Source organism: Erythrobacter ramosus, assembly GCF_009828055.1.
In the GTDB taxonomy this organism is placed as follows: domain Bacteria; phylum Pseudomonadota; class Alphaproteobacteria; order Sphingomonadales; family Sphingomonadaceae; genus Erythrobacter; species Erythrobacter ramosus.
The window spans coordinates 367290-393545 of sequence record NZ_WTYB01000001.1 but is presented as its reverse complement, the minus strand read 5'-3'; the positions used below and the strand labels follow the sequence as shown (position 1 = coordinate 393545).

Below are 26256 nucleotides of genomic sequence, written 5' to 3'. Positions count from 1 at the left end.
GGACAGCTCCTGTAAGTGGGCGTCAGGCCAGGTCGAGCAGGCTGAGCGCGGCGGGCGCAGCGGCCTCTGCCGGGGGCACGGTGACGATCGCGCCGATCGACGCGAGCGAAAGGACGAGGGCAGCGCAGGCGGCAAGCGCGGTGTTGGCAATGCGGTTCATATCGATTTCCTTGGTTGGGCACATCGTGATTCGATAAAGCCTCTCTAATCCGATTCGCGGCATATCGTCAATCAATAATATTGAAAAACGATATAGAGCGTGTCGTTTTGCAGTAAGCCCAGATGAAGAGACCTGCAGTCCACCGCGCCTGCATTGACATCGCGCAGGGGCAATCCTACATCGCCTCCTCGCGCTAGCTTCGAGCAAGACCGATTCATGCGCGGGAACCGGTCTAGGAATGGAAGCAGCGACAGCCAGTTTCGCGACGCAATGAGATGCTGCTGCCAGCACCGACCAGATGGGCGGGGCTGGGCAAGCAGCGTTTGTGCGTTGGAGAACGGCAGGTTTTCGCGTGGAACGATAGCGATATTCCCCGTCCGCGCGAGCCTCTCTCGCGTGGCCCAACCAAAGAGGCCTACTCCTCCATGGCAACCAAGGCGAAGCCGCCCGTCACTCGCAGCCGCAAGGCGCAGGGCACCGCTAAGAAGCGCATCCGCAAGATCTTCGGTGACATCCACGAAGTGGTGCAGATGCCGAACCTGATCGAGGTTCAGCGCGAAAGCTACGAGCAGTTCCTGCGGTCGGACAAGGCGACGGGTTACGTCTCGGGCCTCGAAAAGACCCTGCGTTCGGTGTTCCCGATCCGCGATTTCGCCGGCACCGCCGAGCTTGATTTCGTGCATTACGAACTCGAAGAGCCCAAGTACGACACCACCGAGTGCCGTCAGCGCGGCATCACCTACGCCGCCCCGATGAAGGTCACGCTGCGCCTCATTGTGTTCGAGGTGGATAGCGAAACCGAAACCCGCTCGGTCCTCGATATCAAGGAGCAGGACGTCTACATGGGCGACATGCCCCTGATGACGGACAACGGCACCTTCATCATCAACGGCACCGAGCGTGTGATCGTGTCGCAGATGCACCGTTCGCCGGGCGTGCTGTTCGATCACGATCGCGGCAAGACCCACTCGTCGGGCAAGCTGCTGTTTGCTGCCCGCGTGATCCCCTATCGCGGTTCGTGGCTCGATTTCGAATTCGACGCCAAGGACATCGTCAACGTCCGTATCGACCGCAAGCGCAAGCTGCCGGTCACGGCGCTGCTGTATTCGCTCGGCCTTGATGCCGAGGATATCCTGCATCACTTCTACAACACCGTGGTGTGGGAACGCGCCAAGGATGGCTGGAAGATTCCGTTCCAGGCCGAAACTTGGCGCAATGCCAAGCCGACTTTCGCGCTGGTCGATGCTGCCACTGGTGAGGAAGTGTTCCCCGCCGGCCTCAAGATCTCGCCGCGCGCTGCCAACAAGGCCGCCAAGGATGGCCTGAAGGAACTGCTGCTCCCGACCGAGGAAGTCGTGAGCCGCTATGCCGCGGGCGACATGATCGACGAAGCAACGGGCCGCATTTACATCGAAGCTGGCGACGAAGTGACGCTCGAACACATCGAGACGCTCGATAAGGCCGGGATCGATACCCTGCCGCTGCTCGACATCGACGAAATCAACACCGGTCCGTGGATCCGCAACACGCTGAAGGCCGACAAGGCCGAGAACCGTGACGAAGGTCTGGAAGCGATCTACAAGGTCATGCGTCCGGGCGAACCGCCGACGAAGGAAACCGCCGAAGCGCTGTTCGAAGGCCTGTTCTTCGACGCCGAGCGTTACGACCTCTCGGCCGTGGGCCGCGTGAAGCTCAACATGCGTCTCAGTCTTGAGTGCGAAGACACCGTCACCACGCTGCGCAAGGAAGATATCCTCGCAGTGGTGAAGGAGCTTGTCGGCCTGAAGGACGGCAAGGGCGAAGTTGATGACATCGACAACCTCGGCAACCGCCGTGTGCGTTCGGTGGGCGAGCTGCTGGAAAACCAGTACCGCGTCGGCCTGCTGCGCATGGAGCGCGCCGTGAAGGAGCGCATGAGCTCGGTCGACGTCAGCACCGTGATGCCGAACGACCTCATCAACGCCAAGCCCGCCGTGGCCGCGGTGCGGGAATTCTTCGGCTCCTCGCAGCTCTCGCAGTTCATGGACCAGACCAATCCGCTGTCGGAAGTCACCCACAAGCGCCGCGTTTCGGCCTTGGGCCCGGGTGGTCTCACCCGTGAGCGCGCGGGCTTCGAAGTCCGCGACGTTCACCCGACGCACTATGGCCGCATCTGCCCGATTGAAACGCCGGAAGGCCCGAACATCGGTCTGATCAACAGCCTCGCGTCGTTCAGCCGCGTCAACAAGTACGGCTTCATCGAAACCCCGTACCGCAAGGTCATCGACGGCAAGGTGACCGCCGACGTGATCTATCTTTCCGCGATGGAAGAGCAGAAGCACACGGTGGCGCAGGCTTCGGCTGAGCTCAACGAAGACGGCTCGTTTGTCGAAGAGCTGGTCTCGGCACGTCACAATGGCGACAACCTGATGGCGCTGCGCGAGCACGTCACGCTGATGGACGTCAGCCCCAAGCAGCTGGTTTCGGTCGCAGCATCGCTCATTCCGTTCCTGGAAAACGATGACGCCAACCGCGCGCTGATGGGCTCGAACATGCAGCGCCAGGCGGTGCCGCTTGTGAAGGCTGAAGCCCCGTGGGTTGGCACCGGCATGGAAGAAACCGTGGCGCGCGATTCGGGCGCTGCGATTGCGGCCAAGCGTGGCGGGATCGTCGACCAGGTCGACGCGACCCGTATCGTGATCCGCGCCATCGGCGATGTCGAACCCGGCCAGTCGGGCGTGGACATCTACACGCTCCAGAAGTTCCAGCGTTCGAACCAGAACACCTGCATCAACCAGCGTCCGCTGGTGAAGGTGGGCGACACGATCGAACAGGGCGATATCATCGCTGACGGCCCCTCGACCGACCTGGGCGAATTGGCGCTCGGCAAGAACAGCCTCGTCGCGTTCATGCCGTGGAATGGCTACAACTACGAAGACTCGATCCTGATCAGCGAACGCATCGTGAAGGACGACGTCTTCACCTCGATCCACATCGAGGAGTTCGAAGTCATGGCGCGTGACACCAAGCTCGGGCCGGAGGACATCACCCGCGACATCCCCAATGTCGGCGAGGAAGCCCTGCGCAACCTCGACGAAGCGGGCATCGTCTATATCGGCGCCGAAGTGCACCCCGGTGACATTCTGGTCGGCAAGATCACGCCCAAGGGTGAATCGCCGATGACCCCGGAAGAAAAGCTGCTGCGCGCGATCTTCGGTGAAAAGGCGAGCGATGTGCGTGACACCTCGCTGCGTCTGCCGCCGGGCGTTGCGGGCACCATCGTCGAAGTCCGGGTGTTCAACCGCCACGGGATCGAGATCGACGACCGTACCCGTGCGATCCAGAACGAGGAAATCGAACGTCTCCGCAAGGACGCGGCTGACGAACGCAACATCCTCAACCGTGCGACCTACAACCGCCTTCGTGACATGCTGATCGGCCAGACCGCATCGGCTGCCCCCAAGGGTGCGAAGAAGGGCGTGGAGATCACCGCGGAGATGCTCGACGAGCTCGAGCGCTTCGAATGGTTCAAGTTCGCAGTCGCGGATGATGGCCGTCAGGCGCAGATCGAAGCGGTGAAGACCCAGTACGACGAAGCCGTCGCGGTGATCGATGCCAAGTTCCATGACCGCAAGGAAAAGCTGGAACGCGGCGATGAACTCGCTCCCGGTGTGCTCAAGATGGTCAAGGTGTTCGTCGCGGTGAAGCGCAAGCTGCAACCGGGCGACAAGATGGCCGGTCGCCACGGGAACAAGGGCGTGATCAGCCGCATCCTGCCGATCGAGGACATGCCGTTCCTCGAAGACGGGACCCCGGTCGATCTCGTGCTCAACCCGCTGGGCGTGCCTTCGCGTATGAACGTCGGTCAGATCTTCGAGACGCACCTCGGCTTTGCCGCACGTGCCCTCGGTCACGAGATCAAGGACATGCTCGACGCCTGGCGCGCTGCAAACCCGAATGCTGCCGAAGATTACGCCGGCGTGAAGCCCCCCGAAGCGGTGGTCGATCGTCTGAAGGACATCTACGGCGACCAGTATTTCGAGGATCTCGACAGCCGCACTACGGCCGATATCGTCGAACTGGCGGGCAACCTTGCGGCTGGCGTGCCGATGGGGACCCCGGTGTTCGATGGTGCACGCGAACCGGACGTGTCGGAAATGCTGATCAAGGCCGGGATCGACTCTTCGGGTCAGTCCACGCTCTATGACGGCCGCACCGGCGAGGCGTTCGACCGCAAGGTCACCGTGGGCATCATCTACATGCTCAAGCTGCACCACTTGGTCGACGACAAGATCCACGCGCGTTCGATCGGGCCGTACAGCCTCGTCACCCAGCAGCCGCTGGGCGGTAAGGCGCAGTTCGGCGGCCAGCGCTTCGGCGAAATGGAGGTCTGGGCGCTCCAGGCTTACGGCGCCGCCTACACCTTGCAGGAAATGCTGACGGTGAAGTCCGATGACGTGGTCGGCCGCACCAAGGTCTACGAAGCGATCGTCAAGGGTGACGACACCTTCGAGGCCGGCATTCCGGAGAGCTTCAACGTGCTCGTCAAGGAAATGCGCTCGCTGGGTCTGAACGTCGAACTGAAGTCGATCCTCGATGACGAGGACGCCGACCAGACCGACTACAGCGCGATTGCAGCGGAATAAGGCGCAGGGCCGGGGGTAACACCTCGGCCCCGCCCCCTCAGCCTGAGAGTTTCATCCCCCCTAAGGGAACACAGTCATGAATGAACTGAGCAAATTCAGCAACCAGCTGGCGAAGCCCGAAACCTTCGACCAGATCCAGATCGGCATCGCGTCGCCGGAGCGTATCCGCTCGTGGTCGTATGGCGAGATCAAGAAGCCGGAAACCATCAACTACCGCACGTTCAAGCCTGAGCGTGACGGCTTGTTCTGCGCGCGCATCTTCGGCCCCGTGAAGGATTACGAGTGCCTGTGCGGCAAGTACAAGCGCATGAAGTACAAGGGCGTCGTCTGCGAAAAGTGCGGCGTTGAAGTGACCGTGACCAAGGTGCGCCGTGAGCGCATGGGCCACATCGAACTGGCTGCGCCGGTTGCGCACATCTGGTTCCTGAAGTCGCTGCCGAGCCGCATCGGCCTGCTGCTCGACATGCAGCTGAAGCAGCTTGAGCGCGTGCTCTACTTCGAAAGCTACATCGTCACCGAACCCGGTCTGACCCCGCTGGAGAAGTTCCAGCTGATGACCGAAGACGAACTGCTCGAAGCGCAGGACGAATATGGCGAGGACGCCTTCACCGCCGATATCGGCGCGGAAGCCGTGCGCACCATGCTGATGCAGCTCGACCTTGAGAACGAGCGTGACGTGCTGATGGAAGAGCTGGCGACCACCAAGTCGGCGCTCAAGCCCAAGAAGATCATCAAGCGTCTGAAGGTCGTCGAAAGCTTCATCGATTCGGGCAACCGCCCGGAATGGATGATCCTCGAAGTGATCCCCGTGATCCCGCCCGAACTGCGTCCGCTGGTGCCGCTGGACGGCGGCCGTTTCGCGACGTCGGATCTTAACGATCTCTACCGCCGCGTGATCAACCGCAACAACCGCCTGAAGCGCCTGATCGAACTGCGCGCGCCGGACATCATCGTCCGCAACGAAAAGCGCATGTTGCAGGAAGCCGTTGACGCGCTGTTCGACAACGGCCGACGTGGCCGCGTCATCACCGGCGCCAACAAGCGTCCGCTGAAGTCGCTGTCCGACATGCTCAAGGGCAAGCAGGGCCGCTTCCGTCAGAACCTGCTCGGCAAGCGCGTCGACTATTCGGGCCGTTCGGTGATCGTTACGGGTCCGGAATTGAAGCTGCACCAGTGCGGCCTGCCCAAGAAGATGGCGCTCGAACTGTTCAAGCCGTTCATCTACGCCCGTCTGGATGCCAAGGGTCTCTCGATGACCCTGAAGCAGGCCAAGAAGTGGGTCGAGAAGGAGCGCAAGGAAGTCTGGGACATCCTTGACGAGGTGATCCGCGAACACCCGGTGCTGCTGAACCGCGCGCCGACGCTTCACCGCTTGGGCATCCAGGCGTTCGAGCCCGTGCTGATCGAAGGCAAGGCGATTCAGCTTCACCCGCTGGTCTGCTCGGCCTTCAACGCCGACTTCGATGGTGACCAAATGGCGGTCCACGTGCCGCTTTCGCTGGAAGCCCAGCTCGAAGCGCGCGTGCTGATGATGTCGACCAACAACATCCTCTCGCCCGCCAACGGCAAGCCGATCATCGTGCCTTCGCAGGACATGGTTCTGGGGATCTACTACCTCTCGATGGAGCGGCAGGAGAAGTTCCCGGAATACCTCGACAACGCCGATGGCACCAAGGTTGAGCGCCTCGCGCGCTTCTCCGACATGGCCGAAGTGCATCAGGCGCTGGAAGCCAAGGCTGTCACGCTCCACACCAAGATCATCGCCCGCGTTCCGCAGGCCGATGAGGCTGGCAATGTGGCGATGACCCGGTTCGTGACGACCCCGGGCCGGATGCTGATCGGCGAATGCCTGCCCAAGAACTACAAGGTGCCGTTCGACATCGTGAACCGCCTGCTCACCAAGCGTGAAATCGGCGACGTGATCGATCAGGTCTATCGTCACACCGGCCAGAAGGACACGGTGCTGTTCGCCGACGCGATCATGAGCCTCGGCTTCCGTCACGCGTTCAAGGCGGGGATCAGCTTCGGCAAGGATGACATGATCATCCCCGATGCCAAGATCGAACTGGTCGAAAGCACCAAGTCACTGGTGGCCGAGTACGAGCAGCAGTATCAGGACGGTCTCATCACGCAGCAGGAAAAGTACAACCGCGTGGTCGATGCCTGGTCGAAGTGCGGTGACCTTGTGGCTGACGCCATGATGGAGCGCATCAAGGCGACTCCGATCGATCCCGAGACGGGCAAGGAAGCCCAGATCAACTCGATCTACATGATGAGCCACTCGGGTGCCCGTGGTAGCCCGGCGCAGATGAAGCAGCTCGGCGGGATGCGCGGTCTGATGGCCAAGCCTTCGGGCGAAATCATCGAGACGCCGATCATCTCGAACTTCAAGGAAGGCCTTACCGTTCTTGAATACTTCAACTCGACCCACGGTGCCCGTAAGGGCCTCGCGGATACCGCGCTGAAGACCGCCAACTCGGGTTACCTCACCCGCCGTCTGGTCGACGTGTCGCAGGATTGCGTCATCGTCGAAGAAGATTGCGGCACCGAGAACTACCTCGAAATGCGCGCGATTGTTCAGGGCGGTAGCGTCATTGCGTCGCTCGGTGAGCGTATCCTTGGTCGCACGACCATGGAGGATATCGTCAACGCCACGACCGGTGAGGTCATCGTTCCCAAGCTGACTCTGCTTGACGAAGCGATGGTCAAGGCCATCGAAGCAGCCGAAGTGCAGTCGGCGAAGATCCGCAGCCCGCTGGTTTGCGAAGCCGAGATGGGCGTCTGCGGCACCTGCTACGGCCGCGATCTGGCCCGCGGGACGCCGGTGAACATCGGTGAAGCTGTCGGCGTTATCGCCGCGCAGTCGATCGGTGAGCCCGGCACCCAGCTGACGATGCGGACCTTCCACATCGGCGGCGCGGCGCAGCTCAACGAAACCTCGCACCTCGAGGCGATTTCGGAAGGCCGCATCGAGCTTCGCGACATGCCGACCATCTCGGACAAGCAGGGCCGCATCCTGAGCCTTGCACGCAACGGCGAAATTGCGGTGATCGACGCCGAAGGGCGCGAGCGTGAAATGCACAAGGTGCCTTACGGGACCGTCATCAAGTTCAAGGATGGCGATCACGTCAAGATCGGTGATCGTATCGCCGAGTGGGATCCGTTCACGCTGCCGATCATCACCGAGCAATCGGGTGTGGTGAAGTATCAGGACCTGATCGAGGGCATCACGCTCGAAGAGCAGGTCGATGATGCGACCGGCATTGCCCAGCGCGTCGTCACGGAAAACCGTGCGACCGGCCGCAAGAAGAAGGAAGACCTGCGTCCGCGCATGACCCTTCTGGCCGAAGGCAGCGGTGAAATCGAAGCGGCGCGTTACATGCTCGCTCCGGGCACGACCTTGTCGGTGACCGATGGTGACACGGTGCAGGCGGGCGACATTCTCGCCCGTGCCAGCCGCGAAGCCGCCAAGACCCGCGACATCACCGGCGGTCTGCCGCGCGTGGCCGAACTGTTCGAGGCGCGTATGCCCAAGGACGTCTCGGTCATCGCCAAGATCTCCGGCCGGATCGAATTCGTCCGCGAATACAAGGCGAAGCGCAAGATCGCGATCATTCCCGAGGAAGGGGATCCGGTGGAATACCTGATCGCCAAGACCAAGGTGATCGACGTGCAGGAAGGCGATTTCGTGAAGAAGGGTGATACCCTTGTTTCCGGCTCGCCCAACCCGCACGACATCCTCGAAGTCATGGGCGTCGAAGCGCTGGCTGAGTATCTCGTTGACGAGATTCAGGAAGTCTACCGTTTGCAGGGCGTGAAGATCAACGACAAGCACATCGAGGTGATCGTTCGCCAGATGCTGCAGAAGGTTGAAATCACCGATGGCGGGGACACCACCCTGCTGCCGGGTGAGCAGGTCGATCTGGCGGAAATGCTGGAAATCAACGGCAAGCTGGCCAAGGGCAAGCAGGGCGCAGCGGGTAATCCGGTGCTGCTCGGCATCACCAAGGCGTCGCTGCAAACCCGCAGCTTCATCTCGGCGGCTTCGTTCCAGGAAACCACTCGCGTGCTGACGCAGGCGGCGGTTGAAGGGAAGAAGGACACCCTGATCGGTCTGAAGGAAAACGTGATCGTTGGCCGTCTCATCCCCGCCGGTACCGGTGCGGGCATGAACCGTCTGCGCGTCACCGCCAACAGCCGCGATGCGGCCCTGAAGGCGGCGTGGAAGAAGCAGCAGGAAACGCTCGCGGCGTCTGGTCAGCGCGAAGCTGAACCGGCTCCCGACGCAGTCGGCTCGGAAGAGAAGATGAAGGCGGCCATGGCAGCTATGGCTGCTGCGGCGGCTTCCGCCCCTGACGCGGATGACGCTGGCGAGGAGTAATCCTCTCCCGCCCTCGCGGTAGAAAATCGCCCCGCCCGAGCTTCGGCTCTGGCGGGGCTTTTCTTTGGCACTGCGTCGGCATGATCGGTCTAGGCCGCTATTGCAAATCACTCGCAATTCGTCTAGGCGTGAGTCTGTCCCCACGACACGCACACGCGAGGTTTCATGTCCCGGCACCACACCCCCTCCGCCACGATCCAGAATATCATCGCGTCCCTCGCCGCCCCGCCGCGCCTCGAAGCACTGGGGCCGATTGCCGGGCGCTTCATCCATGCTTTGCGCCTGATCGCGCTTCATGAGCGGCTCGGCCGTGATCCGGTGCCCGAACTTGCAGTGCGGCTGGGCAGTGTCGAGGTGGCGGCACGGGCACTGATCCTCGCCCAGACCGTCTCGGCCAGCTGGCCTGAAAACATCCACGTCTCGCGCTTCTGCTGCGGACTGCTCAGCCATGACGAGGCGACCATCGGCGCCTTTGTCGATGCGGCCGCACATGGCGAGAGGGCGGGGTTCGAAGCGGCGCTCACCGGGCTGATCCGCACCGACCGCACGCACCGCCTGTGGGAAGGCGCACTGGCGCTTGCGGCAGCGGAACTGCGCGCGGTGTGAGCGCTTGCGGGCGGGGCTCTCGCGTTCTACCGCACGCCGCATGATCACCACCCGCTTCGCCCCTTCGCCCACCGGCCGCCTCCATGTCGGCAACATCCGCACCGCGCTGCATAACTGGATGCTGGCGCGGCAAGGCGGCGGGCGCTTCATCCTGCGGATCGACGACACTGATGCCGAACGCAGCCGCGAAGATTATGTCGATGCAATCCGCGCCGATCTGACCTGGTTGGGCCTCAGCTGGGACGCTGAGGAGCGTCAGTCCGCGCGGCTCGACCGCTACGAAGCGGCCTTTGCGGCGCTGAAAGCGGCGGGGCGGATTTACCCCTGCTACGAAAGCGCGCAGGAGTTGGAGGTGAAGCGCAAGATCGCCTTGGGCCGCGGGCTCCCGCCGATCTACGACCGCGCTGCGCTCAAGCTGACCGACGCCGAGCGCGCCGCCAAGGAAGCCGAAGGCACGCCCTCTCACTGGCGTTTTCTGCTCGATCACGCCGAGCCGATCCAATGGGATGACGGCATCCGCGGCCCGCAGAAATTCGATGCGGCGCAGCTCTCCGATCCGGTGATCCGCCGCGCCGATGGTTCGTGGCTCTACATGATGCCGAGCGCGGTGGACGATATCGACATGGGCGTCACGCAAGTGCTGCGTGGTGAGGACCATGTTTCCAATACGGCCGTTCAAATTCAGATCTTTACCGCACTTTATGCTGCAGGCTTTGCTGCGGGAGAAAGTGCAGCAAAAACGCTCCCCGCCTTCGCGCATGAAGCGCTGCTGGTCGGGCGTGAGGGCAAGCTTTCGAAGCGCCTCGGATCGCTCGGCTGCGATGCCTTCCGGGAACGTGGAATCGAGCCTGAGGCGATCATTGCGCTGCTCGCGCGGCTGGGCACGTCGCTGCCCGTCGAGCCGATTGCTGACCGCGCCGCACTGGTCGCAAGTTTTGATCTCGCCACCTTTGGCCGCGCCCCGGCGAAGTTTGATGAGGAGGACCTTGAGCGGCTCAACGCCGGGATCGTCCACCAGCTTCCGTTTGATGCGGTCGCCGCTCGCCTGCCGGACGGGATGGACGAGGCCGGGTGGCACGCGATCCGCCCGAACCTTGCCCATATCGGTGAGGCGGCGGACTGGTGGCAGCTGGTCACCGGGCCGATTGTGCAGCCCGATTTCAGCGCCGAGGACAAGGCATTCCTCACCGAGGCCGGACGGCTGCTGGTGTGGGGCGATAGCCCGTGGGGCGCGCTCACCACGGTGCTCAAGGAGGCCACCGGACGCAAGGGTAAAGGATTGTTCCTGCCGCTGCGACAGGCGCTCACCGGTATGGATCATGGCCCCGATATGGGCGAGCTCCTACCGCTGATCGGCGAGGAAGAAGCGCGGGCCAGGTTGGGTCAAGCAGCGGCCTAACCCGCCGTGACCACCACGTAACGGCGCGCGACCCAGCCGGACAGGCACACCCCGTCATAAGGCCGGGGCGGACCATTGCTGCTTTGCGAAACCCCGCAGTCGCCGGGGCCTACCCCGCCGAACGGTTCGGGGTAGATCACGCCCACCCATGCGCCGTCCTCACTCTCTTGGCACAGCAGCAGTTCGCGGCCCGATGTCAGCCGGTCAAGCTCGCGCGCCTTGCGGTTCGGCGCGGCGCGCACGGCGACATAGCCGTCACCGCCTTTGCGCAAAGGGATGATCGCGCCCATGCTTGGGCAGGCGTCGAGCTCGCTATACCCGCCGACTAACACCGGACGCGCCGCCGGCGCTTCGGCGCGGACCGGCAGGGCCAGCGTCAGAGCAGCAAAGGCGAGAAGGGCGGAGCGCGTCATTAGGGTCTAGCCTACTCCAGCGGCCTCAGCACTTGCAACTGCCGACGCTTACGCAATCGGCGCGGCTGATCGGGAAGGGCAGGTCAGCAGGCCGCCACATTTACGGCCAGCCCGCCGAGGCTGGTCTCCTTGTACTTGGACGACATATCGATCCCGGTCTGGCGCATCGTCTCGATCACCTGATCGAGCGAAACCTTGGGCACTTCGTGGCTGTGCAGCGCCAGGCGCGCGGCGTTGACCGCTTTCACTGCGCCAATCGCATTGCGCTCGATGCAGGGGATTTGCACCAGTCCGCCAACCGGATCGCAGGTGAGGCCGAGATTATGCTCCATTCCGATCTCCGCCGCGGCGGCGACCTGTTGCGGGGTGCCGCCCCACACCGCGGCCAGTCCCGCCGCTGCCATCGAACAGGCCACCCCGACCTCGCCCTGACAGCCCATCTCCGCCCCCGAGATCGAAGCGCGCTGCTTGTAGAGCAGGCCGATGCCGCCCGCCGTGAGCAGGAACCGCCGTGCCTGTTCGCGTGCTTGCGGCCCCTCGTGGCAATATTGCCGCAGCACGGCCGGGATGATCCCCGCCGCGCCATTGGTGGGGGCAGTAACGACCCGGCCCCCGGCAGCGTTCTCCTCGTTTACTGCCATCGCGAAGAGGTTGAGCCGGTCGAGCAGCACCTCGGTCTCGTTGGTGGGGCTGGCGATAAGCTTGCGCCACAGTTCCGGTGCACGGCGGCGCACCTGAAGGCCGCCGGGGAGAATGCCGTCGTGGGCAAGGCCGCGTTCGATACAGGCGAGCATCGCGTCCACCAACCGGTCGATCCCGGCGAGGGTCTCGGCCTCGGCCTGCCACGCACTTTCATTGGCAAGCACCAGAGCGGCGATGTCGAGGCCGTGGCTCTCGCACAGCGCCAGCAGTTCCGCACCCGAGGAATAGGGGTGGGCGGTGCGCACCGGGCTGGTGACGAGATCGTCGGCGCTGGGGGCGGACAATTGGCGGGCCGACGCTATGAAGCCGCCGCCGGTGGAGTACCAGGTCTCGTCAGCGATTTCCTTGTCGCCTTCCCCGTAGGCGCGCAGACGCATCCCGTTGGGGTGGAGTTCGGGGACGATGTCGCAAGCGAGCGTGATGTCACGCGCGCGTGCAAAGGCGATCGGGTGCCGCCTCAACAGGCGGATATGTCCTGAGCCTGCAGATGCAAGCAGCGCTGCCACCGCATCAGGGTCGACCGCCTCCGGCTGCCACCCCATCAGCCCCAGCACGCAGGCATCGACCGAGCCATGCCCGACGCCGGTCAGCGCGAGCGAGCCTTGCAACTCAATGGCAATGCGGCGCACCTCGTCAAGCTTGCGCGCTTCAGCCAAACCGACGACAAAGCGCCGGGCGATCCGCATCGGCCCCACGGTGTGCGAGCTTGATGGACCAATACCGATACGGAACAGGTTGAGGATCGAAAGCATGGCGCAGGTCCGGTCTTGAATGCGAATGCAAGAGAGGGCCGGAAAATCGGCGATACTGACGGACGATAGGCGCTTAGGCTGCAAGCCTCAAGTCATCAGCTTACCCTCACAATTGCAGGGCTTGTATTACCCGTGCCGAATGACCCCCAAAATCGCCAAGTGGCCGGTTTTTTGATTGACTGCGAATGCAAAATACCCCTTTATCGTGGCGACTGGAGGAGAGAGTTCCGTGGCATTTCAGAGGGTGGATTGCGACGCGGCAAAGCGCAAGGTCGATGCCGGACTCGCCCGGCTGGCGGCGTGCGGCGCGGCTGATCTCGCTGCCGCGGCGGCCGAGATTTTCGCGCCAGACTGTCGCTTCCACATCGCCCATCCGTTCAATGAGCTCGATGGGCTCGACGCCGGGATCGCCAGCTTCTTCGCCCCGGTGAAGCACGCGTTCCATCATTGCAGCCGCACCCATGCCATCGTCGCTGCGGGCGAGTTCGCAGGCGCGGTGATGGTGGCGGTGATGGGGCATTACCGCGGCACCTTCACCCATGACCTTGCGGGCATTCCGGCGAACCACAAGCCAGTGTGGCTGCGCTTTGGCGAGATTCACCGCATCGAGAGCGGGCGGATTGCCGAAAGCTGGATGCTGCCCGATATGCTCGATCTTGTCCGGCAGGCAGGCCTCTGGCCGCTGGCGCCCAGCCTTGGCGCGGAAGGCATGTGGCCCGCACCGGGTGGCAATGCCCGCGCATTGAGCCCCGTCGATGCCGAGGCGGGGCGTACCAGCTTCGACCTTGTTCTCGCAATGCACGCAGCGCTTGGCACTTTTGACGGACACACGCTGGATTCGATGGATCTTGCCCCCTACTGGACGCCCGATTTCGCGTGGTATGGGTCGGCCGGGATCGGCACCAGTCTCGGTCTCGACGGGTTTCGCACCGTCCACCAGATCCCGTTCCTCACCGCCTTCCCCGACCGGCGCGGCGGGCAGCATGTCGGGCGGATCGGCGATGGGGAGTTTGTCGTCACCGGCGGCTGGCCGAGCGTGACCGCCACTCACACCGGTGACGGGTTCCTCGGGATGCCCGCCACGGGCCGCCGCGTGGGGATGCGAGTAATGGACTTCTATCGCTGCGAAAACGGCCTCATCGCCGAAAATTGGGTGCCGCTCGATATCACTCACCTGCTGCTTCAGATGGGCTACGATGTCTTCGGGCGCATCGCCCACTTGTGCGGCGATCCGCGGACTTCGCTGTGACCGGCCTCGCCTCCATCGAACGCAGGATCGTGCGCTACGGCGATCTGGTGCCGTGCCGTGATGCCTTCATCGACACGCGCTCGCCCGGGTCAGACCAGAAGGAAAACTTCACCATCATCGGCCCTGGCGTGGCGGAAAATCCGAACCAGCACGTCCATATTTCCGAACCACACGGCTTCAACATTGGCGGCGCGCGTCAGCCGCCGCGTTGCCTCAATTCGCAGCACAGCCACGAGACGGTGGAGGTGTTCTACGTCCACTCCGGCCGCTGGCGCTTCATGACCGGGGAGCGAGGAACGGATGGCGAGGTGTTCATGGGGCCGGGCGATCTGATCTCGATCCCCACGCGCCTGTTCCGTGGGTTCGAGAATGTCGGCGAGGATACTGGCTTCCTGTGGGCCGTGCTGGGCGGCGATGATGCCGGGCACGTGATGTGGGCGCCCTATGTGTTCGACATGGCGCGCGATTACGGGCTGGTGCTGCTGGAAGACGGCACGCTAGTCGATACTGCCAAGGGTGAAAGCGTGCCGCCGGATGCGCGGCCAATGCCCGAGACCACGGCGCAGCAAATCGCTGCGCTCGCGCAGGTGGATTCCGCCGCGCTCGCCCAATGCGTCATTCCCGCCGCCATGCCTCGCCCGGCAGCGCTGCACGCTGACACGCCGGGCATTGCCGAGCGCCTGCTGATCGGCGCTGCGCCGATTGCTTGGCCGCATGGCTTCACCGTCGCAGAAATCGCAATCGCCCCGCATTCCGCGATTGCCCCGCACCGGCTGTCGGTAGCCGATGTGTGGTTCGTGCAAGATGGCAATGTCGCCGTCACCATCGACGACGAGACGACCACCTGCGGCCCGGGCGATACCATCACCGTCCCGCAAGGCGCGGCGCGGGCCATCAGCAATCGCGGCGCGGCAGGGGCGCGCGTGGTGCAGGTGCGCGGCGGCGATACGCTCCCCGTGCCTGAACCGGTCTAAGCCATGACCGGAGTGCTCGCAGGAAAACACGCGCTGGTGACCGGGGCGAGCAAGGGTCTTGGCCGCGCGATCTGTCATGCGCTGGTGGCAGCCGGTGCCCATGTGACCGGGATCGCCCGTCCCTCGACCGAACTCGGCAGCCTCAGCGCAGAGCTCGGCGCGGCGTTCGATCCCTGGCCCTATGACGTCACCGGCGAGGAAGTGCTCGCCCGCATTGCCGCAGCGCCGGCATTCGATCTCCTCGTCAACAATGCGGGCACCAATCGCCCGCAGCCCTTTGCCGAGGTCACGGACGAGGCGCTCGACCTGATGCTCGACCTCAATGTCCGCAGCGCTTTCCGCATCGCCCGCGCAGCGGCGCGAAAGATGGAGCGCGGGGCGAGCATCATTCACATGACCAGCCAGATGGGCCATGTCGGATCGCCGGGCCGGACGGTCTATTGCATGACCAAGCACGCGCTCGAAGGGCTGTCCAAGGCGATGGCCGTGGAACTCGCGCCCGCCGGCATCCGCGTCAATTGCATCGCGCCGACCTTCGTGAAGACGCCGTTGACGGAGAGCTTTTTCGCCGACCCGGCCTTTGCTGCCTTCGTTGACCGGATGATCCCGATGGGCGAACTTGCCACGCCTGATCACATCGCGGCCGCCGTCGTCTATCTCGCGTCGCCAGCGGCGGCGATGATCACCGGGCATAGCCTGTTGATCGATGGCGGCTGGACCGCGCAATAGATCCGATCCCGCAGGAGCCCGACAATGCCCGAACCCGTCATGCGTGTGGCCATAACTGACATTGACGCGATGATGGCGCCCGGCCCGGAACGGCGCATGGCGCTGCCGGGCTTCGCCGACGAATTCGTCGATTTCCCGCACTACATCATCCGCATCACCGAACGCATCTGGCACGACCGCAAAGTTGAACTGTGCCTCGACTGGTATTCGGAAGACTGCGCGATCCACACGCTGGCCGGGCCGATCACCGGCGCGCAGACCGTGGTCGACAACACCTGGGCCACGCTCGCCGCCTTCCCTGACCGGCGGCTGGATGGCGACAATGTGATCTGGTCCGACGAGGGCGACGGCAGCTTTCTCTCCTCGCACCTCATCACGTCCAAGATGACCAATCTCGGGGACAGCGATTTCGGCCCCGCCACTGGAAAGCGCGTGCTGGTGCGCACCATCGCCGATTGCCTGTGCCGGGAAAACCGCATCGTCGAGGAATGGCTGGTGCGCGACAATCTGGCGCTGGTGGAGCAGCTCGGCTTTGATCCGCAGGCCGTGGCGGAACGACAGGCGGCGGCGGATGCAGCGCGAGGGCGCTCGCTTATCGAAGTGCTGGCTCCCTATCATGCCGAGGCGCTCGCCGCGCCCGATGCCGCGCCGCAGTCCGAGGCGGCGCAGGTCGCGGTCGGGCTGCTGCGCGCTGTCTGGCAGGAGGGGGATAATGCAAAGGCGCGCTCGCTGTCCGACTTCCGCTTGGGCGCCTGGGTACCGGGCGGGCGGTTCCTCTACGGCCCCGATCAGATCGCTGAATTCGCCGCCCCGCTCCGCGCCGCCTTTGGCCGACGCGCGCGGCTCAGGATCGAGCATATCGCCGAAGTACCCTATCTGGGCGAGGCGCGCGATGTTGCGGTGCGCTGGTCGCTGGCGGGCTGGCACGAGGGCGAGGGCCACTATGGCACCCCCACCGGCGCGCCTCTGTTGATCATGGCGGTCAGCCACTTCCGGGTGATTGGTGACCGCGTCCGTGAGGAAGTCACCATCTGGGACGATATCGCCGTGCTGCGGCAGGTTGCTGGCCACGCTCGGGGGTGATCGTCACCGGGCAATGAAAAGGGGCGGGAGTGACCCCGCCCCTCTTGCGACCCTGAAGGGGTAGCTTTCGATCAGAACCGGATACTGAGCAGCGCGCCCCACTGGCGTGGCGGCGCAAAGCTCGCCTGCAGCGCCCCACCGCCGCCCCACACGAAGCGGTTGATGGTCCGTTCGTCGGTGACGTTGTTCACGAAGCCCTGAATCGAGATGAAGTCGGTCGGTGCCCAGGTCAGTCGCAAGTCGACCTTCTGGAACGAAGGCTGCTGTTCGAGCACCGAGTTGAACGGCTGGCCGAAGAAGCTGGACGAGAAGGTCATGATCGCAAACGGCGTCAGGGTGCCGAGCGAGCCGAGGTCGATGTCGTACCCGGCGAACACCGCGCCGGTCCAATCCGGCGAGTGCGGGATCGAATTTCCGCTGATATCGCAACCGAACGCCGCAGCCGGCTGGCCAGTGCCGCCGGTGCCGGGGATCAGTCCGCAGTCATAGCCGGGCGCAAACACGCGGCGCTGGCCCGCAGCTGCGATCTGCACGCCATTGACGATGGTCGGCGTGGTCTGCGTCGCATCAGTGACCAGAATGCTGGTGCCGAACGGAGCGGGCACTTGATCATACTCGGTGTACTTTGCGTTGAGGTAGGCCACGTTAGCCCCGATCTCGAGCCCCGTAACCGGGCGCCAGAGCAGCTCAGCCTCGCCCCCGTAGGCGCGGGCGCGGCCGCTGTTTTCGATGATCGACAGCGTGGTGCCACCCTGCGGCACCTGACGTTGCTCCTGCAAGCCATTGTAACGGTTGTAGAAGGCGGCGAGGTTGAGCTGCACGGTGTTGTCGAAGAAGCGGTTCTTCGAGCCGATTTCGTACGCCGTCACCTCTTCCGGATCAAACGTCGGTTGCAACGCCGCTGGCCCCTGACCCGAGTTGAACCCTCCCGACCGGAAGCCGGTCGAAACGCTGGCATAGAGCAGGTTGTCCGGCGTCACGTCGTAATCGACCGCGAGCCGCCAGGTCGCCTTGCGGAACTTGGCTGTGTCATAGGTCGCGCCGGTCAGCACCGCGGTGTTGGCTGCAAGGCATTGGAAGCCTGGGCGCGGCGGCGGGAAGGTGGTGTAGGTGCAATTGGTGGCGGCACCCTGCGCCCCGAAGGCGCTGTCGGGGATCGGCCCGGTGTTGAGCGTGATCGCCGTCCCCTGCGGCACCGGCGGGGTGCCGCTGGTGGGCAGCACTGCGTTGGCATTGGCGAAAGCGAAATCCTTGGTGTCTTCAGTCCAGCGGATGCCGGCCGTAACCCGGAGATTATCGACCACCTCGTAAGTTGCCTGCCCGTAGAAGGCGACGCTTTCCGTCGTGGCACGTTGTTGATCGTAGAAGCCGCCGCCGTTTTGCGGCAGGGTGAGGTTGGGTGTGACATTGCGGATGATGCGCGGAAGCTGCTGGTTGATGAAGACGCCCGTCAACTCGTCATGGAAGTAGTACGCGCCCACCACCCAATCGAGCCTGCTGGCCGTGTCGCTCGAAAGCAGCTGGATTTCCTGGCTGAAGGTCTCGGCGCGCGTGTCCTGATAGTCGATCGCGATCTGGTTGCCGGAGAAGTCGGAATCCTGCGTCCGGATCGCACCGAAATCGGTGTAGCCCGTGATCGACCGCAGCGTGATGCCGCCGAAATCATAGGCGAGGTTGGCGGTGATCGCCTTGTTTTCCAGATCGAGGATCGTCTTCTGATCCGTGTCGATCGTGTAGCCGTCACCCGGTGCGAACACCGGCACGCCGAGGTCACTGGTCGCAGTTCCGCCCGGCAGCGCATCATTCACCCCGTCTCGGTTCCCGCCGCGCGTGTTAAGATTGAGCACCGGTGTGCCGTTGTACAGCTGCTGGCGCGAACCGACATCGAAGTAGCTGCCGATGATCTTGTAGCCGAAGGCCGAACCGCCTGCGCCGCCGCGGGTCGAGTAATCGAACTTGATCGCGGCGGAGAACTGGTCGTTCGGCTCCCACAGCACGGTGGCGCGCAGATATTTGCTGTCATCGTCGAACAGATTGTTGCCAAGCGGATTGACGTTCTTCACCCACCCGTCGGACTTTTCGAGCGAGCCAGCGACGCGGACGGCGAGCGTATCGCTAACCGGCAGGTTGACGAAGGCATCGGTGCGGAAGCGGCCATATTCGCCCACCGTTACATCTAGCCCGCCGAGCATTTCGCCAAGCACGGGCTGGGCCGTGGTGATGGCAATGTTACCGCCGAAGGTGTTGCGCCCGTAAAGCGTGCCCTGCGGCCCGCGCTGGACTTCCACCCGCTCGACATCGACAAAGCCGGCGGTCGCCTGCGTGGCGCGTGACTGGTACACCCCATCGATGAAGAAGCCGATCGTGGTGTCGCCGTTGACGCCGACGTTTTCAGTACGGACCCCGCGGATCGAGGGGCGGGCGTCCTGGCCCGAACGACCGAAGGTGAAACCGGGGACGATGCCTTCAAGGCGGCCGACATCGGTAATCCCGCGCGCCAGCACTTGATCCGCAGTGAAGGCCGAGACCGAGATCGGCACATCCTGCAAGTTCTCTTCACGGCGTTGCGAGGTGACGATGATTTCGTTGATGCCGCCAGTATCGGCAGCAGGCTCCGCGTCAGCGCTGCCATCCTGCGCATGAGCCGGCAGCGCGACCCCCATCGCGATGATGCTGACGCCGACGGCGAAGGCGGATTTGAACTGACCGACCATGTGTTTTCCCCCTGAAAATGCGTTGCAGATATCAGAGATGCCATTTTTGACTTCGGATGCAACATGAATCGTACTCGGCTGGGGAAGTTGACGTACATCAATTACCCATTGTTGCAGAAATGCCATGCAAACGGTGCTTTTGCTCGCGAAAATCTCACATTCTTGCGCAGTCAGCTTATTGCATCCGAAGTCACATCCTTATACCATCCCTCTCAATCACAGTGGGCGATGCCCTGTGGGTGGGAGACAGTGAAGTGGCACGTTACCTCAAGACCGGCATCACCGAAGATGCTACCGCCGAAGCCGATACGCAGGTCCGCGCGACGGTCGAGGTGATCATTGCTGACATCAAGGCGCGGGGCGATGACGCGATGCGCGACTGGTCGGCCAAGTTCGACAATTGGAACCCCGCCGACTTCCGCCTGTCTGATGCCGACATCGAATCCGCCTATGCCGAACTGGCCCCGCAGGTGATCGAGGATATCCGCTTTGCTCAGGCGCAGGTGCGCAATTTCGCCCAGATCCAGCGAGATGCCCTGAAGGATGTAGAAGTTGAAACCCTGCCCGGCGTCGTGCTCGGCCATCGCAACATCCCGGTGAATTCGGTCGGCTGCTACGTGCCCGGCGGAAAGTATCCGCTGGTCGCCTCGGCGCATATGAGCGTCGTCACCGCCAAGGTCGCGGGCGTGAAGCGCATCGTCTCGGTTGCGCCGCCTTATCAGGGCAAGCCCAACCCCGCGATTGTGGTGGCGATGCACATGGCGGGCGCGGACGAGATCTATTGCGTTGGCGGGGTGCAGGCGGTGGCCGCGATGGCGCTCGGCACGGAGACCATCGCCAGCGTCGACATGATCGTCGGCCCCGGCAACGCTTACGTGGCTGAGGCCAAGCGTCAGCTGTTCGGCAAGATCGGGATCGATCTGCTTGCCGGGCCGACCGAGACGCTGGTGATCGCCGATGATACCGTGGACGGGGAGCTTTGCGCCGCCGACCTCCTCGGCCAAGCCGAACACGGGCCCAATTCGCCCGCGGTGCTGCTCACCAATTCGGAAACCCTCGCACGCGAAACCATGGCCGAGATCGAGCGGCAGCTCACCATCCTTTCCACCGCGCCCATCGCCGCGAAGGCCTGGGCCGATTACGGCCAGGTGATCGTCGCCGACAGCTACGAGGAAATGGTCGAAATCGCGGACCAGATCGCGTCAGAACACGTGCAGGTGATGACCCGCGATCCTGATTACTTCCTCGAACACATGACCAATTATGGCGCGCTGTTCCTCGGTGAGCGCACCAACGTGTCTTACGGCGACAAGGTGATCGGCACCAATCACACCCTGCCCACGCGCGGCAATGCCCGTTTCACCGGGGGCCTGTGGGTTGGCAAGTTCATCAAGACGTGTACCTATCAGCGGGTGCTGACCGACGCGGCGAGCGCGATGGTGGGGGAATATTGTTCGCGCCTGTGCGCCATCGAAGGCTTTGCCGGGCACAAGGAACAGGCCGACATCCGGGTGAGACGATATGCCAAAGAAGAAGCTGTCTGAGGCGATGCCGGGCGGCTCGGGCGCGACATCCTATGATGTCGCCGAGCTGGCCGGAGTATCGCAATCGGCGGTCAGCCGCGCGTTCCGCAAAGGCGCCTCGATCGCGCCCAAGACCCGCGAGAAGATCATGCGCGCGGCCAAGCAACTTGGCTATCAGCCCAATGCCTTTGCGCGCGGGCTGATCACCCGGCGCACCAATCTGGTGGCGGTCGTGATCTCCAACCTCACCAACCTGTATTATCCCGAAGTCTTGGCCGAGCTGACTCAGCGCCTCTCCGCCGTCGGCCATCGGGTGCTGCTGTTCAGCCTCGCGTCCGAATCGGAGATTGACGAGATGCTGGGGCTGATCTGGCCCTACCGGGTCGACGGCGCGATCATTGCCGCGCGGCTGAAGGACGATCAAATCCGCCAGTTCAACGATCGCGGCATCCCGATCATCCTCTACAACCGCGTCGGCGAGGCCGAGCCTGCCGCCAGTGTCGCTTGCGATAGTGCGGCGGGGGAACGCGAGTTGGTCAAACACCTGCTCGCCGCCGGGCATCGCCGGTTCGGCATCATCGCTGGCCCTCAGGACAGCTATGTCGGCGAAGAACGCCTCGATTCTGCGCGGCGGCATCTGGCAGCTGCGGGGATCGAGCCCTTCATCTATCGCGGCGGGTTCGATTACCATTCGGGCGACGAAGGTCTGCGCGTGCTGATGGTCGCATCGGGCGGAGCGCTTGATGCGGTGATCGCGACCAACGACGCGATGGCACTGGGCGCGATCGATTGCGCGCGTGGGGCCTATGATCTCACCATCCCCGAACAGCTCTCGATCGTCGGCTTTGACGGCGTCGGGCCGGCGACCTGGGGCGGATACCAGCTCACCACCATTCGCCAGCCGGTGCGGCGCATGGCGCAGGCGGCGGTCGACATGCTGATCGAACGGATTGAGCAACCCGGCATGATCCCCGAACAGCGCCTGTTCGGCGGAGAATTGCTCCCCGGCCGCTCGGCGCGGTTGGGATGACAGTCGCGCCGCTCCCGCTGCTGATCCCCGGCAACATGTGCGATGCGCGGTTGTGGGACGGGGCTGACGGGGCGATCCGCACAGCGCTTGCAGCGGCGACGGGACGCACGGCGGCGGATGCCGATACCACGCAGGACGACACCATCGCCGCCATGGCCGCCCGCGCGCTGGCTGCGACAGACGGCCCGCTCATCCCCATCGGCTTTTCGATGGGCGCGATTGTTGCGGTCGAGATGGCAGTGCAGGCCCCCGAGCGGATCGCGGGCCTTGGGCTGATCGGCTACAACGCCACCGGCGACCTTCCCGAGCGCGCCGCACATCGCCCCGTCCAGCAGGCAGAAGTGCTCGGCGGCGGGCTGGAGCGGGTGCTCACCCAGGAACTCAAGCCAAACTACCTCGCGCCCGCCAACCGTACGGATACAACCCTGCTACGGCTGCTGCACGACATGGGGATGGCGATGGGTCCAGACGCCTTCATCCGCCAAAGTGAGGCGCTGCGCCTGCGGGCTGATCGGGTCGAAGCGCTGACCCAGCTCACCTGCCCGGTTTTCCTGATGGGTGGGAGCGAAGACGCGCTATGCCCGCCCGCATGGCATCGCCGTTGGCAAGGGCTGATACCTGATGCCCAACTGCATATCGAACCAGCAGGCCACATGGTCCCGCTCGAAGCGCCCTTGGCGCTCGCCCAGAAGCTCAAGCTGTGGCTCGCCACGCTGACCGCAGCCCAACCAGAGGAACGCCCCGCGCCATGTCCGACCGCATCCTGACCACGCACGTGGGCTCGCTCCCGCGATCGAAGGACGTCACCGACCTCGTCTTCGCGCAGGAACGCGGCGAGGCCGTCGACCCCGCGCAGTTCGACGCAGTGATTGGTGCGGCGGTCGATGACGCGGTGCAGCGTCAGGTCGAAGCCGGGATCGACCTCGTCTCCGACGGGGAGATGTCGAAGATCAGCTATGCGACCTATATCAAGGACCGAATCACCGGCTTCGATGGCGACAGTCCGCGCACGCCGCCCAAAGACTTGGAGATGTTCCCGAGCTTCCTTGAACGGCAGGCCAAGGGCGGCGGCACGCCCACCTATCGCCGCCCCAAATGCGTGGGGCCAATCGCGGTCAAATCCATGGAGCCGCTCGAGGCCGACCTCGCCCACATGGTCGCCGCGATGGTCAAGCACCAGCCCGGCGGCGGCTTCATGAACAGTGCTTCGCCCGGCGTGATTGCGCTGTTCCAGCCCAATGAGCACTATGCCACGCAGGACGCCTATCTCGAGGCTTTGGCTGAAGCGATGCGGCCGGAATATGAGGCGATTGTCGCGGCGGGCCTGTTGCTACAACTCGACAGCCCCGATCTCGGCCTTGGCTGGCACATGATGTACAAGGACCGGAGCGAGGCTGAGTATCTGCGTCTGATCGGCGGGCATGTGGAGGCCTTGAACCACGCCCTGCGCAATGTGCCCGCGGACCGCGTGCGGATGCATGTGTGCTGGGGCAATTACGAAGGCCCGCATTGCTGTGACGTCGAGATGGGCGTGATCCTGCCGACGCTGATGACGGCCAAGCCCGCAGGTCTACTGTTCGAAACCAGCAATCCGCGCCATCAGGCCGACTGGACCTATTTCGCCGAAATGGCGCACCTCATCCCCGAGGACAAGATCCTGATCCCCGGCGTGATCGACAGCACAACCAACTTCATCGAACACCCGCGCGTCGTCGCCGAACGGATCGAACGCTATGCCGGCATCATCGGGCGCGAGCGGGTGATCGCGGGGACGGATTGTGGCTTTTCGACCTTCGCGGGCTTCGGCGTGGTCGATCCCAGCATCGTCTGGGCCAAGCTCAAGACGCTGGCCGAGGGCGCGGCGCTGGCGAGCGAGCGCCTGTGGCGCGGTGTGGCGGCGTGAGCGACTTCAAGACCCGCCTGGCGAGCGGCGCGCCTCTGCTGGGAACCTTCGTCAAGACGCCGCACCCGCATGTGGTCGAGGTGCTGGCGGGGACGGGTCTCGATTGCCTGTGCCTTGATGCTGAACACGCGCCGTTCGACCGCCGCGATCTTGACGCGGGCATCATGGCCGCACGGGCGGGCGGCATGCCGGTGCTGGTGCGCCCGGCATCGTCGGCGGCGCACGAAATCCTCAACGCGCTCGATTGCGGCGCAGACGGCGTGTTGGTGCCGCATGTCCGCTCGGCCGCAGAGGCTGAGGCGGTGGCGGCCAGCGTCCACTACGGCCCCGGCGGCGGTCCGGCTCGGCGCGGCTATGCCGGATCAAGCCGCGCCGCCGGATACGGCACGCGCGCGATCCCCGACCACCTGGACGCTAGCGCAGCGACCAGTGTCGTGATCGCTCAGATCGAGGATCTCGAAGCGCTGGACGAAATTGACGCCATCGCGGCCGTCCCCGGCATCGACGCGCTGTTCATCGGGCGGATCGACCTGACGATTGCGCTCGGCTGCGCCTCGCCCGACGATCCCAAGGTGATCGCGGCGGTGGAGCGCATCCTCGCCGCCTGCCGCACGGCCGGGCGCGCCTGCGGAATGTTCACGCCCCGGCCCGTCGATGTCCCGCACTGGCAGGCCCAAGGCGCAAGCCTGTTCCTGCTGGGGTCGGATCACGGCTTCCTGCGCGAGGGTGCAGCGAATCTCGCCCGCGCGGCAGGCTTCGCGCAATGACAGTGCAGCAACGCGCCGAAGATATCAGCCAATCACGCCGGATCGCCGCGCTGGTGTTCCTGCTGATCGGCTATTTCTTCTACGCCTGGTCGTGGAACACAGTCGATATTCTGCGACCCTATATCAAGGAGGATTTGGGCCTCACCCTTACGGAATCGGGATCGCTTTACACCGTCCAAGCCATCGGCGCGATCATCGGTGCGGTCGTCATGGGGCAGGTCGCCGACATCATCGGGCGGCGCAATGCGCTGATGATTGCGATGATCGGTTATGGCGGGATGCTGCTGTCCGGCCTGGTGGTGGCCGATTTTGCCACGCTGGTGGGGCAGCGGGTGCTGATGGGCTTCTTCATGGGCGCGATGTATCCGATTGCGGTCGGCATTTACTCGGGCCTGTTTCCGGCGAGTATGCGCGGGCTGATCGCTGGCTTTGTGCTGGGGACCTATAACGTCGCAGTCTCGGCGCTTGGTTTCCTCTCGGCGGCGGCATTCCGGGCCGGAGCCGACTGGAAAGTGCTGCTGTGGGCAGGCGCGGTGCCGGTCGCCTTGGCGTTGTTCGCGTTTCTGGTGGTGCCGGACGACCGCAAGCTGCTCCCCTTCGGCGGACCCGTCGGCGCGAGCACGACCGCCGCTTCCAAGCTCCCCATCGCCGAGCTGTTCCGCCCCGGCGTCGCCCGCCAGACGTTGCTGCTGGCGACCATGTCGGGCCTCAATTTCTTCGCCTATCAAGCCTTCACCGGTTGGGCGAGCACCTACCTCAAGACCGAGCGCGGCATCCCCGACACCGTGATCGGTGACGTATTGGGCTGGCAGTTCATCGGTGCGGCACTGGGCGGGCTGATATGGGGCTGGATCAGCGACCGGCTTGGCCGCCGGGTTGGCGCGGCGGGGTTCATCAGTGCCGCCGCGATCATCCCGGTCTATCTGTTCGTGCCGCTACCGCTCGGCCTGCTGGAAGCGCTGGGCTTTGGCTACGGCGTGATGCTCAGCGCCTCGGCGATCTGGGGGCCGTGGCTGTCAGAGCTTTACCCGCCGCACCTGCGCTCGACCGCCGCGTCGATCTACAATTGGGGCCGCGTGATCAGCATGACCGCCCCGCTCATCACTGCCCCGCTGGCCGAGGCGTTCGGGCTTGGCCCGGTCATGGCGCTGGCTTCGGTCAGCTTCCTGCTTGCGGCGTGGATCTGGCTGGTCTTGCCGGAGACTGCGGGCCGATCGGTCACATAGCGGCGCTGACGCCGGGCCGT

Annotated in this window: 18 protein-coding genes; 14 read left to right on the top strand and 4 right to left on the bottom strand. The window is 64.1% G+C overall.

Annotated elements, in window-relative coordinates; genetic code table 11:
• Nucleotides 1-22 precede the first annotated feature (22 nt).
• Nucleotides 23-160, bottom strand: a complete 138-nt coding sequence (locus GRI59_RS15590; protein WP_183363538.1) for a hypothetical protein — start codon at nt 158-160, stop codon at nt 23-25.
• Nucleotides 161-585: 425 nt separating this feature from the next.
• Between GRI59_RS15590 and rpoB the strand changes: the two genes are divergently transcribed.
• The 4 genes from rpoB to gltX all read left to right on the top strand — a co-directional run bounded on the left by rpoB (nt 586) and on the right by gltX (nt 11171).
• Nucleotides 586-4785, top strand: a complete 4200-nt coding sequence (rpoB, locus tag GRI59_RS02015) for a DNA-directed RNA polymerase subunit beta (RefSeq protein WP_160759529.1) — start codon at nt 586-588, stop codon at nt 4783-4785.
• Between the two features lie 76 nt (nt 4786-4861).
• Nucleotides 4862-9166, top strand: a complete 4305-nt coding sequence (rpoC, locus tag GRI59_RS02010; protein WP_160759528.1) for a DNA-directed RNA polymerase subunit beta' — start codon at nt 4862-4864, stop codon at nt 9164-9166.
• Nucleotides 9167-9331: 165 nt separating this feature from the next.
• Nucleotides 9332-9772 (top strand): DNA-directed RNA polymerase subunit beta', encoded by a 441-nt coding sequence (locus GRI59_RS02005; RefSeq protein ID WP_160759527.1) that lies wholly within the window; start codon nt 9332-9334, stop codon nt 9770-9772.
• 40 nt (nt 9773-9812) lie between these two features.
• Entirely contained in the window at nt 9813-11171 is a 1359-nt protein-coding gene (gene gltX, locus GRI59_RS02000; protein ID WP_160759526.1) for a glutamate--tRNA ligase, read from the top strand.
• Here gltX and GRI59_RS01995 read toward each other — a convergent pair.
• Together GRI59_RS01995 and GRI59_RS01990 are read right to left on the bottom strand one after the other, a co-directional pair.
• On the bottom strand, nt 11168-11584 hold the full coding sequence (locus GRI59_RS01995; protein ID WP_160759525.1) for an integron: 417 nt from the start codon (nt 11582-11584) through the stop codon (nt 11168-11170). The genes gltX and GRI59_RS01995 overlap by 4 nt on opposite strands.
• A gap of 83 nt (nt 11585-11667) precedes the next feature.
• A complete protein-coding gene (locus GRI59_RS01990) occupies nt 11668-13038 on the bottom strand; it encodes an L-serine ammonia-lyase (RefSeq protein WP_160759524.1) in 1371 nt (456 codons plus the stop codon).
• A gap of 229 nt (nt 13039-13267) precedes the next feature.
• On the opposite strand from GRI59_RS01990, the gene GRI59_RS01985 reads away from it, so the two are divergent.
• Genes GRI59_RS01985 through GRI59_RS01970 form a run of 4 tightly spaced genes read left to right on the top strand, consistent with a single transcriptional unit; the run spans nt 13268 to nt 17073 of the window.
• Nucleotides 13268-14287, top strand: a complete 1020-nt coding sequence (locus tag GRI59_RS01985) for an ester cyclase (RefSeq protein WP_160759523.1) — start codon at nt 13268-13270, stop codon at nt 14285-14287.
• Nucleotides 14284-15261 carry a cupin domain-containing protein gene (locus GRI59_RS01980; protein WP_337190218.1) on the top strand — a complete coding sequence of 326 codons (978 nt, stop codon included), beginning with the start codon at nt 14284-14286 and terminating at the stop codon, nt 15259-15261. Before GRI59_RS01985 ends, GRI59_RS01980 begins: the two co-directional genes overlap by 4 nt.
• Nucleotides 15262-15264: 3 nt before the next feature.
• Complete coding sequence (locus tag GRI59_RS01975; RefSeq protein ID WP_160759521.1) at nt 15265-15990, top strand: SDR family NAD(P)-dependent oxidoreductase; 726 nt, start codon at nt 15265-15267, stop codon at nt 15988-15990.
• A 24-nt stretch (nt 15991-16014) separates the two neighbouring features.
• Nucleotides 16015-17073: a nuclear transport factor 2 family protein gene (locus tag GRI59_RS01970; RefSeq protein WP_160759520.1), complete on the top strand. Its 1059-nt coding sequence runs from the start codon at nt 16015-16017 to the stop codon at nt 17071-17073.
• Between the two features lie 71 nt (nt 17074-17144).
• Here the strand turns inward: GRI59_RS01970 and GRI59_RS01965 are convergent, their stop codons facing one another.
• Complete coding sequence (locus tag GRI59_RS01965) at nt 17145-19787, bottom strand: TonB-dependent receptor (protein WP_160759519.1); 2643 nt, start codon at nt 19785-19787, stop codon at nt 17145-17147.
• A 254-nt stretch (nt 19788-20041) separates the two neighbouring features.
• Here GRI59_RS01965 and hisD point away from each other — a divergent pair, with 254 nt between their 5' ends.
• Genes hisD through GRI59_RS01935 form a run of 6 tightly spaced genes read left to right on the top strand, consistent with a single transcriptional unit; the run spans nt 20042 to nt 26236 of the window.
• A complete protein-coding gene (gene hisD / locus GRI59_RS01960; protein ID WP_183363540.1) occupies nt 20042-21331 on the top strand; it encodes a histidinol dehydrogenase in 1290 nt (429 codons plus the stop codon).
• On the top strand, nt 21309-22340 hold the full coding sequence (locus tag GRI59_RS01955; protein WP_160759517.1) for a LacI family DNA-binding transcriptional regulator: 1032 nt from the start codon (nt 21309-21311) through the stop codon (nt 22338-22340). The genes hisD and GRI59_RS01955 overlap by 23 nt, the downstream gene beginning before the upstream one ends.
• Nucleotides 22337-23107 (top strand): alpha/beta fold hydrolase, encoded by a 771-nt coding sequence (locus GRI59_RS01950; RefSeq protein WP_160759516.1) that lies wholly within the window; start codon nt 22337-22339, stop codon nt 23105-23107. The genes GRI59_RS01955 and GRI59_RS01950 overlap by 4 nt, the downstream gene beginning before the upstream one ends.
• A complete protein-coding gene (locus tag GRI59_RS01945; RefSeq protein WP_160759515.1) occupies nt 23089-24243 on the top strand; it encodes a cobalamin-independent methionine synthase II family protein in 1155 nt (384 codons plus the stop codon). The genes GRI59_RS01950 and GRI59_RS01945 overlap by 19 nt, the downstream gene beginning before the upstream one ends.
• Nucleotides 24240-25010, top strand: coding sequence for an aldolase/citrate lyase family protein (locus GRI59_RS01940; RefSeq protein WP_160759514.1), 771 nt, complete (start codon nt 24240-24242; stop codon nt 25008-25010). The genes GRI59_RS01945 and GRI59_RS01940 overlap by 4 nt, the downstream gene beginning before the upstream one ends.
• Nucleotides 25007-26236 carry an MFS transporter gene (locus tag GRI59_RS01935; RefSeq protein ID WP_160759513.1) on the top strand — a complete coding sequence of 410 codons (1230 nt, stop codon included), beginning with the start codon at nt 25007-25009 and terminating at the stop codon, nt 26234-26236. The genes GRI59_RS01940 and GRI59_RS01935 overlap by 4 nt, the downstream gene beginning before the upstream one ends.
• The last annotated feature ends 20 nt before the right edge of the window (nt 26237-26256 follow it).

Excerpts from the sequence above, each read along its gene's own strand:
- GRI59_RS15590 (WP_183363538.1), bottom strand. The coding sequence starts at position 160 with ATGAACCGCATTGCCAACACCGCGCTTGCCGCCTGCGCTGCCCTCGTC.
- rpoB (WP_160759529.1), top strand. The coding sequence starts at position 586 with ATGGCAACCAAGGCGAAGCCGCCCGTCACTCGCAGCCGCAAGGCGCAG.
- rpoC (WP_160759528.1), top strand. The coding sequence starts at position 4,862 with ATGAATGAACTGAGCAAATTCAGCAACCAGCTGGCGAAGCCCGAAACC.
- GRI59_RS02005 (WP_160759527.1), top strand. The coding sequence starts at position 9,332 with ATGTCCCGGCACCACACCCCCTCCGCCACGATCCAGAATATCATCGCG.
- gltX (WP_160759526.1), top strand. The coding sequence starts at position 9,813 with ATGATCACCACCCGCTTCGCCCCTTCGCCCACCGGCCGCCTCCATGTC.
- GRI59_RS01995 (WP_160759525.1), bottom strand. The coding sequence starts at position 11,584 with ATGACGCGCTCCGCCCTTCTCGCCTTTGCTGCTCTGACGCTGGCCCTG.
- GRI59_RS01990 (WP_160759524.1), bottom strand. The coding sequence starts at position 13,038 with ATGCTTTCGATCCTCAACCTGTTCCGTATCGGTATTGGTCCATCAAGC.
- GRI59_RS01975 (WP_160759521.1), top strand. The coding sequence starts at position 15,265 with ATGACCGGAGTGCTCGCAGGAAAACACGCGCTGGTGACCGGGGCGAGC.
- GRI59_RS01970 (WP_160759520.1), top strand. The coding sequence starts at position 16,015 with ATGCCCGAACCCGTCATGCGTGTGGCCATAACTGACATTGACGCGATG.
- GRI59_RS01965 (WP_160759519.1), bottom strand. The coding sequence starts at position 19,787 with ATGGTCGGTCAGTTCAAATCCGCCTTCGCCGTCGGCGTCAGCATCATC.
- GRI59_RS01955 (WP_160759517.1), top strand. The coding sequence starts at position 21,309 with ATGCCAAAGAAGAAGCTGTCTGAGGCGATGCCGGGCGGCTCGGGCGCG.
- GRI59_RS01950 (WP_160759516.1), top strand. The coding sequence starts at position 22,337 with ATGACAGTCGCGCCGCTCCCGCTGCTGATCCCCGGCAACATGTGCGAT.
- GRI59_RS01945 (WP_160759515.1), top strand. The coding sequence starts at position 23,089 with ATGTCCGACCGCATCCTGACCACGCACGTGGGCTCGCTCCCGCGATCG.
- GRI59_RS01935 (WP_160759513.1), top strand. The coding sequence starts at position 25,007 with ATGACAGTGCAGCAACGCGCCGAAGATATCAGCCAATCACGCCGGATC.